4 protein-coding genes are annotated in these 7970 nt (G+C 70.4%); 1 reads left to right on the top strand and 3 read right to left on the bottom strand.

Annotated elements, in window-relative coordinates:
* Window positions 1-507 precede the first annotated feature (507 nt).
* The 3 genes from AC0T5L_RS17120 to AC0T5L_RS17110 all read right to left on the bottom strand — a co-directional run bounded on the left by AC0T5L_RS17120 (window position 508) and on the right by AC0T5L_RS17110 (window position 7269).
* Window positions 508-1473 (bottom strand): DUF6507 family protein, encoded by a 966-nt coding sequence (locus AC0T5L_RS17120; RefSeq protein WP_476166490.1) that lies wholly within the window; start codon window positions 1471-1473, stop codon window positions 508-510.
* 123 nt (window positions 1474-1596) lie between these two features.
* The gene (gene eccCa, locus AC0T5L_RS17115; protein ID WP_476166489.1) at window positions 1597-5595 is read right to left on the bottom strand and encodes a type VII secretion protein EccCa; all 3999 of its coding nucleotides are present in this window, start codon (window positions 5593-5595) and stop codon (window positions 1597-1599) included.
* 243 nt (window positions 5596-5838) lie between these two features.
* Window positions 5839-7269: a DUF6177 family protein gene (locus tag AC0T5L_RS17110; protein ID WP_476166488.1), complete on the bottom strand. Its 1431-nt coding sequence runs from the start codon at window positions 7267-7269 to the stop codon at window positions 5839-5841.
* Between the two features lie 359 nt (window positions 7270-7628).
* Here AC0T5L_RS17110 and AC0T5L_RS17105 point away from each other — a divergent pair, with 359 nt between their 5' ends.
* Window positions 7629-7958, top strand: a complete 330-nt coding sequence (locus tag AC0T5L_RS17105) for a hypothetical protein (protein WP_476166487.1) — start codon at window positions 7629-7631, stop codon at window positions 7956-7958.
* Window positions 7959-7970 lie beyond the last annotated feature (12 nt).

The raw sequence follows: 7970 nt of genomic DNA, 5'->3' as shown, positions 1-7970 counted from the left end.
CTTGCTGTCCGGAGAGGTTTCGGGCAGTCGGTGTGAGCCTGTGACCAGCACGCTCACGATGAAAAGGGCTCACTGGAGAATATTGTATCGCAGGGAGGACCATGTCCCCTTCCTGCTTTGATGCATCCCGTAGCGAAGTTTCCGGGCAAGCTCCATTGTCAGCGGTGAAGCTTTTCTCTCTTTTTCGCCATTCTGGCGGGTGACCCTTGCGATGCTGGTGGACGTGTCGGATAGTGATGAGTGCTCGTATGAAATCATGCACCACTCGTCAGGGATTGAATTGACGACCTCCAATCCCATCTCTTGAATTATTTGCTGTTGTTCGGTCGGGCTTATTCCCTTTTTCGGAGGGGTGCCCATAACTCTCTTGATTATTTAAGTTTGGGTGAATTTTCGTACTGAATGGCCTCTTGGTCTACTCCGTGCTGAGGGTGCCTCCGAAGGGCGTCGTGCCGTCGGTGCCCTGGGCGGTGCCCCTCTCGGGTGAGAAGCGGTTGAGGAACTCGTTCAGACTCGGCAGACGCAACGAGTTGACGTCGAACCCCGCGGGGGAGGTTCAGCCCGGTTGCGGATCCGGAGCCCAGCACGTTGATGGTGCGCAGGTCCGACTGGAGACGGGACAGGACCATGGGAACGCCCACGGTCGCGCCGATACCGGTGAAGGACAGCGATACCGCCCACGATCATGCCGATGTTGATGGTGCCCTGGGTGATCACGTAACCGGGGCGCTGGTCCCACTCGTCCGTGGGGACGATGCCCTGCCAGACCTCGTGGAGGACGGGGCGGACGTTCTCATACCATTCGTCGACGCTTTCGACGCCCCATTGGTCACCCTCCGGTTCGGTGGGGTCGTAGAAGCCGGTGAGCGGGGAGAGCCCTTCCAGGTTCTCGTCCATGTAGCCGGTGAAGTTGTCCCGTCCCTGCTGATTGAGGAACGACGCGCCCCACTGGCCGTCGTGCCAGATCCCGGTCAGGTCCCCGACGTCCTGCGCCGCTCCTACGACGTTGAAGAAGGGGTCGTCGAGAACGGATTCGCTCATGGGCCGTCCACAGGGGTGAGGGGGAACGAGGGAGGGGGCCGGAGGACTTCCCGGGGCTCCGGAGAGGTCAGAGGTTGGGGGCAGGTCGTCGGGGTCGTTCGGGTCGAAGATGTCCCCGGCGTTGGCCTGAGCCTCTTTGGCCATCTCAAGATTGCCGTTGACGTAATGGGTCGTGGCGTCGGAGCACCCGGTGATGGCGCTGGCGGTCCGCTCGATCATGTCGCCGCAGGTGGGGGAGTAGTGCTCCACGAAGCCGGCCAGTGCCATGGTGATCGGCTCGCTGCTCGCGCTCTCCTCGGCGCCGATGATCGCGTCACCGAGTTTCGTGACGTGTCCGCTGAGCCCGTGGGTGCCCTCCTCGTCTCCGAGGTGGTCGTTCACGGTCGTCAGAACCGCGCCGGCCTCGCTGGGCTGGACGTTCCACCCGGACATGCGTGGTTCTCCGTTCCTCGTCCGCGGGCGTCCGCCTGCTCGTGTCCGCCCTGTCACTCCTTGTGGACGACACGGAGACCGTGTTGGTTCGCCCGCCCTGTGTGCTTTCCGGGTACTGCCGTGTCAGCCCTGTCCGGCGGAGGGCTCGCGCAGCGCGGTCTGGACCAACCTCGCGGAGCCGCCGCGGGTCACCCACTTGCCGCGCCCGGCGGGCTGGTTGGCCGCGTACGTCCGGGGCAGGATCTGTCCCTCACTGCGGTCGCCGGACATCACCAGGGCGCTCGTGCCGATCTCGCGCATGGCCTGCACCAGCGGGTCGTACATGCCGCGCCCCGCACCGGCCACCCGGCGCGCCACCACGAAGTGCAGACCGATGTCGCGGCCGTTGGGCACGAAGGGCACGAAGGGCGCCAGCGGCTTCTGTCCCGCCGTGGTGAGCACGTCGTAGTCGTCGGCGAGCACCACGATGCGCGGGCCCTTGAACGACCCCGGCTCCATGGAGTCGACGTCCCCGTCCTCGGGCAGGCGCTCCTCCACCTCCTTGGCCACGCCGCCCGCCAGCCCCGCGCACACGCGCGGGTTGCTCGCGTACCCGCCCATGTACTCCTCGGGCACGACGTTGCGCAGGGTCCGGCGCGGATCCATCACCGCGAACACGACCTCGTCCGAGGAGTACCGCTCCACCAGCCCCTCGGCGACCAGCCGCAGCAGGTTGGTCTTGCCGCACTCCCCGTCGCCCATGACCAGCAGGTTGTGGTCGCGCTCGAACAGGTCGAGCAGCACCGGCTCCAGGGCGCGCTCGTCCACGCCGATCGGCACGGCCCCCGGCTCCGACTCCGCCGTGGGCAGGGTCCGGGCGGACAACCGGTGCGGCAGGATCCGCACCTTCGGGGCACGCTTGCCCCTCCAGGCCCGGTCCACGGACCGCACGGCCTTCTCCACGACCTCGCCCAGATTGTCGCTGTCAGCCACTCCGTCGATCCGGGGCAGCGCCACCTGGCCGAACAGCTTGGTGTCGGTGAGGACCCGGCCGGGGGCCTCCGCGCTGATCGTCTCCGCCAGCTTGCGGGCGATCGTGGAGTCCGACGAGTCGTTCAGGTGGAGTTCCACCTTCTGGCCGAAGTTGGACTGGGCGGCGATGCGCACGTCGTTCCAGCGCAGCATCCCCGCCACCACGTGGATGCCGAAACCGCCGCCGCGCTGTAGCAGTTCGGTGACCATCGGGTCGACGTCCTCGAAGTCCTTGCGCAGCGCGCCGAAGCCGTCCACGCAGAACACCACGTCGGCGCTGGCCAACTCGGGGACCTCGCCGCGGGCGTGCATCCTGCGCAACTGGGTGACCGAGTCGATCCCGCGCTCGCGGAACACCTCCTGCCGGTGCTCGAGCATGCCCCGGAGCTCCTCCACGGTGCGGCGCACCCGTTCGGAGTCGGTGCGCACCGCCACCCCGCCCACGTGCGGCAGCACGGACAGCGACTGTAGGCCGCCGCCCATCAGGTCCAGGCAGTACACGGCCGCCTGCTCCGGGGTGTGCGTGAGCGCCAGCGACAGCACCAGCGTGCGCAGCAGGGTCGTCTTGCCGCTCTGCGGTCCGCCGATGACCGCCGCGTGCCCGCCGGACGCGGTCAGGTCGAGCTTCCACACGCCCTGCCACTGCTTGGCGGCGTCGTCCAGCAGGCCCAGCGGGATCCGCATCGGCTCGTGAGCGCCGGGCAGCCGCAGTCCGAGACCGCTCTCCTCAGGCTCACCCGCCACCTGGTCCAGGGTGGTCTCGGACGGCAGCGGCGGCAGCCAGATCTCGCGTGTCTTCTTCCCATGGCGGCCGAACTGGCCCACCATCACGTCCAGCAGGGTCGGTCCCATCGTGCGGGACGGCATGGGCACGTCATCGCCGGAGGGCTCGGCCGCCGCGGCCGCCGTCTGCTCCGGGCCGCTGTTGTAGGCGGTGTACAGCCGCACCGGGGGAGTGCCCTCGGCGGGCTCCTCCTCGGCCACCGGTCCGCGGTAGGGGCCGGACACGTACCCCGCCTTGAAGCGCTGGTAGACGCTGGTGTCCACTTTCAGGTAGCCGAACCCGGGCAGGGACGGCAGGTGGAAGGCGTCCGGGGTGTTGAGGACCGTGCGGCTCTCCTCCTCGGAGAAGGTGCGCAGGCCCAGCCGGTAGGACAGGTAGGTGTCCAGGCCGCGTAGTTTGCCGCCCTCGATGCGCTGACTGGACAGCAGCAGGTGCACGCCGATGCTGCGGCCGATCCGGCCGATGGACAGGAACAGCTCGATGAAGTCGGGGCGGGCGGTCAGCAGTTCGCCGAACTCGTCGATGATCACCAGCAGGTGCGGCAGCGGCGGCAGGCTCGGGTCGTGCTCGCGCTTGTAGGTGTAGTCGCCGATGTTGGCCACGTTCCCGGCGTCGCGCAGGACCTGCTGGCGGCGCTGCACCTCGCCGGACAGGCTCGCGTGCACGCGCTCGATCAGCGCGGCGTCGTCCTCCAGGTTGGTGATCACCCCGGCCACGTGCGGCATGTCCTCGAACGGGGCGAACGTGGCACCGCCCTTGTAGTCGACCAGGACCATGCTCACCCGCTCGGGAGGGTGGGAGGCGGCCAGCGCCAGTACGAGGGTGCGCAGCATCTCGCTCTTGCCGGAGCCGGTGGCGCCCACGCACAGGCCGTGGGGTCCCATGCCCAGCTGCGCGGACTCCTTGAGGTCCAGGATCACGGGCTGGCCCATGTCGTCCGCGCCGATGGGTACCCGTAGGAACGCCCGTTCGCTGCGCGGCGCCCACATCCGCTGTACGTCCATCGCACCGGGGTCCTGGACACTCATCATGGCGGGGAAGTCGACGCTGCCGCCCTCCTGCGCGGTCTCCTCGACCGACTCCGGGGACAGGCGCAGCGGGGCCAGCATCCGGGCCAGGCCGGTGAGGGTGGCGGCGGAGACGTCGTCCACGGTGCCGGTGGTCACCACCGGGTCGGCGCCGCGCAGCTCCTCGACACGGACCTGGTCGCCGGTGACCGTGACACGCACGTTCACATCGCCGGGTTCGTCGATCTGCCGGGACACCAGGTGCAGCACGGTGACGCCCAGGTCGACGGGGTCCACGGCGTCGTCGGGGCGCACGAGCTCGGCGGCCACACCGCCGTGGGTGTCGTGGACGACCAGTAGACGCCGCAGCATCCGGTAGGCCTCGCGCTTGCCCATGCCCCGGCGGACCTCGGACGCGAAGTCGGTGCGTGAGCGCAGCTCGTCGGAGAGCAGCCCGCCCAGTTTGGCGGGGTCGGGGGCGATCAGGCGGACGGCGGCGCCGCCCTCGCGCCGCTGCGGGTCCAGGACCTGGGGAAACCAGGGCAGCCACGACCAGTCGTCGGCGTTCTCGGCGGGGTAGGACACCGCGAGCCCGGCGTCCTCGGGCGCGTGGAAGGCACCGAACTGGGCGGCCAGGGCGCGCACCAGGCGCATCACGTCCTCGCGCTCGCCGATGACGCTGACGTTCCCGGCCATGTCCAGGGGCAGGGTGAGCGGCATCTCGGGGACCGACGCGAACCGGCGGATGGCGGCCTGCGCCTCGGAGAGCATGAACGGGTCGGTGGGGGTCAGCGCGGTGCCCTGCTCGGCGAGCCGGAGGGGACGGCCCTCGGTCAGGCCGGTGCCCACGCGCACACGCAGGAAGTCGCGGTTCCTGCGGCGGCGTTCCCACAGACGGGTGGGGTCGCGGACGATGTCGTACAGGGCCTCGGGGGGCGGGTCGAGCAGGCGGGCGTGGGCGCGGGTGCGCTGCTCCCAGCCGGTGAGCTCCTCGCGCAGCTCCTCCAGGTACTGCAAGTACAGGTCGCGCTGGTTGCGGCGCTGTCGGCCGACCTGGCCGCGCCGGGAGAAGAGCATGGCCAGGGCGGCGAGGAGGGCCACGACCAGCACGACGCCGCCCAACGCTATGAACGCCGGGTTGCGCATGACCATCATGATGGTCATCGACGCCATCATGCCGACCATGGGCAGGATGGTCATCAGGGGATTGCCCTGTGTCTTGCCGTCGGGGAGGGTCGGCGGGGCCTCCACCTCGTGCGGTTCCTGGGCCGGAGCGGGATGCACGGTTCGTGTCGGCCGGTGCACGACGCGAAGACTCATCGGCTTTCCTCTCGGCGCAGGGGGCGGGAAGACGAGGGACTCGGGGGCGGCGCTGGGGTGCGGGAAAACCCTATCGAAGTCGGTGACGAAGGGGCTTTTCAGCGCGGACGGCACACGCGGCACAGGGGCGCCGCCAAGTGCGAGGCCAGCGGAGCGTGCCGGTTCTCGCGACGCGTCGACGCCCAGTCCTGGGGGGAGGCGGTCCCCGTGGCCGCGGACGGCGGCGGGGAGTCCCGGCGGGGGTCAGCCCGAGGGCGCGTCCCCGGGGCGCAGGTAGGACATCAGGCCGCGGAAGCGGTCCCAGCCGTCGGATTCGGTACCGTCACCGACCCGGTACCAGACGGCGGGGGTCAGCGGCGGACCGATCGGAACCCCCCGGACGGGGGCGGACAGGGCGCGGTCCGTGCCCATCGAGGAGACACCCTCCACCCCCACGGCCAGACCCACGGGGGAGGGCAGGCCGGACCACCTCGGGGCGTAGGTCAGGTCGGGGCGCCCGAGGAGGCGCTGCACGGTCATACTGCGCAGGGCCTCGTTCGCGGTGAGCGCCCTGACCAGGGCGGTCAGCCCGGACAGGTCCGGCTCCTCGCCGGGCGGGTGGCCCACCGCGAAGGTGACGCTCTCCCGGACGCCGTCGGGGACCGTGCTCACCCGCTGCGTCCCGGCGAAGGGGCGCACGCCCCGCTCGCGCACGCCCTCCGGATGTCCGGTGAGGGTGAGCCAGGTGGCCCCGGGTGCGCGGCGGCGGCACAGGCTGGTCACCGCGCCCCGGTCCCAGGCGTGGGCGAGGGGTTCGCTGGTGCCCCACAGGGCGGGGGCGGAACCGGTCAGGTGCTCGGCCAGGAGTCCGGCCGCGCCACCCAGGAGCAGGCCCCGGCTGGCGGGGTGGACGACTTGCAGGTCCACCAGCAGCTGGGTGCCGGGTTCGCCGTCGGCCTCGGACCAGCGGAAGTCGGGGTGGGGGCCCTCCTCGGGGGAGGCGCTCCGGTCCACGGTGAACGCGGCCTCCGGGTCCCAGGTCAGGGGCACACCGGAGAAACCGTCGTAGTAGCCGCCGTCGCCGTCGCGTACGACCCAACGGGCGGTGGGTTTGGCGAGCAGGGAGCGCAGCGCGTGGGTGATGCGGCTGGTGGAGGGGGTGACCAGTTGCAGGTGGCGGCCGTCGCGGCCGTGCGTGGCCGTGGCGTCGACGAGCCAGCCGCTCAGGGGGACCAGCGGACGGTCCTGGACGACCACGAAGGCCCTCTCAGCCAGGGCGGTGACCGCGGGGTGGTCCGTCGCGCCGGCGAGGTTCCCGTCGTCCCCGTCCAGGCGGGACTCGGGGGTCCACACGACGCCGCCGTGCCTGTCGGCCAGGTGCCGCGCGAAGCTGTGGACCAGCGCCGCGGTGTCGGTGTCGGAGAGCTCGGCGCCGCGCGCCTCCACCCAGTAGGGCTGGGCGGGCAGGTCGTCGCTGACGCCGCCGGTGAGCAGCCGGTCGGCCTCGGCGGACAGCGCCAGCCTCTGGGCGGCCTGCATGGCGGCCACGAGCCTGCCGGAGCCGTCGCGCAGTTCGATCACCGCGCCCTCGGAGACCGAGCGCACGCGCAGGTCCGGGCCGGCCTCGGCCAGCGCGTCGACGAGGCTTCGCCGGGTGGGAGGCTCGGCCAGCAGGGCGACCGCGTCGTGGCTCACGGGAACTCCTTCACGGGTGTCACCGGTGGGAGAACCCTACCGAACCGGGGACCGGGGACCCGGCGCGCTCGTCCCGGGGAACCGGGGAGGGCCGCACCCGTCACCGTGGCCGGATGCGGTCACGGGACCTTGGTCAGGTCCGGGACGCCTCCGAAGGACTCACGCACACGTCGTCCACAGGCACGGAACGTGTCTGTTTCTCCGTCGGAGGCCACTTGTATGATGCAGATCCTCCCTATTGGCGGGATCGAGTCCGTTGTCTGGTTGCGGGACCCCCTCCGAACCACGGGCGTTCCGCGTGCATCCTCCCCCGCGGGAGGCGACAACCTCGCGAGGACCCCCGGAAAGCAGGTGAACAGTTGTCACGTTGGGACATCGGAAGCAGCACCCTGACCACCCTGTCCAAGAACACCGGAAACGTCGGTGACGAGCTGACCAGTCTGATCCAGCAGCTCGTACAGGCCGCGGAGCCCCTGGCCGGCAAGTTCGACGGTGCGGGCAAGTCCGCCTTCGACTCCTTCAAGGCGCGGGCCGACGGCATCACCGCGGACCTGCGCGCGGGCCTCGGCTCCATCGAGGAAGGCCAGGTGGGCATGAACAGCGCCTTCAACACCGGTGCCGAGACCATGGCCGACGACGCCAACCAGAGCATGGGCGCGGCCAACTTCGACGCCGCGAAGTTTCGCTGACCCCCGAGAGGA

The sequence above is a fragment of the Nocardiopsis sp. TRM 82005 genome (assembly GCF_056312425.1).
This window is presented reverse-complemented; position numbering and strand designations above follow the sequence as displayed.

What these genes read in the sequence shown, in the direction of transcription:
- AC0T5L_RS17120 (WP_476166490.1), bottom strand. Translation starts at nt 1,473, where the DNA reads ATGTCCGGGTGGAACGTCCAGCCCAGCGAGGCCGGCGCGGTTCTGACG.
- eccCa (WP_476166489.1), bottom strand. Translation starts at nt 5,595, where the DNA reads ATGAGTCTTCGCGTCGTGCACCGGCCGACACGAACCGTGCATCCCGCT.